The organism is Vibrio sp. 10N.261.52.A1 (assembly GCF_002876325.1).
Classification (GTDB): domain Bacteria; phylum Pseudomonadota; class Gammaproteobacteria; order Enterobacterales; family Vibrionaceae; genus Vibrio; species Vibrio chagasii.
On record NZ_MCYD01000069.1, the window covers coordinates 1 to 1,312 of the forward strand.

2 protein-coding genes are annotated in these 1,312 nt (G+C 46.0%); one reads left to right on the forward strand and one right to left on the reverse strand.

All coding sequences use genetic code 11. The features are described from left to right. Nucleotides 1–363: helix-turn-helix transcriptional regulator (locus tag BCT81_RS01005; protein WP_133152475.1), on the forward strand; the 363-nt coding region annotated here is incomplete at its 5' end. Here BCT81_RS01005 and BCT81_RS01010 read toward each other — a convergent pair. Continuing rightward, on the reverse strand, nt 341–1,252 hold the full coding sequence (locus BCT81_RS01010; RefSeq protein WP_102423012.1) for an alpha/beta hydrolase: 912 nt from the start codon (nt 1,250–1,252) through the stop codon (nt 341–343). The two genes, BCT81_RS01005 and BCT81_RS01010, sit on opposite strands and share 23 nt — an antisense overlap. Nucleotides 1,253–1,312 lie beyond the last annotated feature (60 nt).

Consider the following 1,312-nt stretch of genomic DNA (forward strand, 5'->3'; position numbering starts at 1 on the left):
AGGGCAAAAACTGCACAAAGCCACCTTGAGACATTAACGCAAACCCAGCCTCTCCAACAGCAAGTCAGGACCATAGTAGTAAACGGACTAGAAAATGGAGAACTACTCAGCATAGATAAAGTCGCACAGCAATTACACTTCAGCCGACAAACGCTCTACCGCAAACTGGAAAGAGAGCATACCTCTTTCCAGAGTATTCTTGATGATACAAGAAAGCAGTTAGCAGTCCGTTGGCTAACTCAAACCCCGCCTCCAAGCATTACCGAGTTGAGCTATCGTCTTGGTTTTAAAGATACCAGCAGCTTCTACAAAGCGTTCAAGCGCTGGCACCAGGTTAGTCCTAAGGCTTACCTTTCGAGATAAACTGTTTAAACGCCTCTGCTGATCGCTCTGGGACCTCTTCCATCGGTAAGTGTCCAACGTCGTCATACACTACAGCATAAGAGCCCCGAATATCACGCTCAAACTTTCTCGCATTTTCAGCTGGAAAATAACGGTCTTCCTTCCCCCACAGAATAAGAGTCGGCTTGGCAATTTGTGTTAGCTTATCCGAGTCCTGATCCAGCGATGCCTTGACGCGACGTGTGAATCCCTGTCGATTTTGTTGGTAGGTAGTCAGTTCGTAGTATCGATCAATCAACGCCGCATCCACAAGTAGCGGGTCGAAGTAAACCTCTTTAAGCCCATCTTCGAACATAAACCTTGGAGTGACATGTTCCATTATTTTGCCGATGACTGGCCACTGGGCCATCGCAATGCCTGGTGGCCACGATTTTTGTGGATACCCTAAGGCATTTATCAACGTAAGGGTTATAACCTGCTCTGGATGTTGTAAACCGTATTCCCAAACTATGCGTCCTCCTAAAGAGCTACCGACAAAATGTGCTTGTTCGATGTCGAGCTCTCTCATAAAGGCACTTAAAAAAGCAATATCGTCAGGGATTTCGTACTGGTTTTGAGGCAGATGCCCAGTTAAGCCAAAACCCGGTAAGTCCATACGTACGACGCGATAGTCTTGTTTGAGGATTTGAGTCCATTGCTCCCAAGCGTGAAGTGATGACGAAGTGCCATGCAATAAAATCACCACCTCACCCTGTCCTTCATCTCGATAATGCACTCGTTTGCCTTCAACAGTGGCAAATTTAGAAGCGTGATTTGTGTATTTCTGCTCAATGGCTTGCGTACTATTTTGTGCGCCACATCCTTGCAGAAAAATGACCAAAGCCATTATTGGTGTCACATTCCAATTCATACTTCCCTCTCCTCATTTAATGTGTTTTCCAGCCTGGAGACTTGAGTGTAGAGACTATGG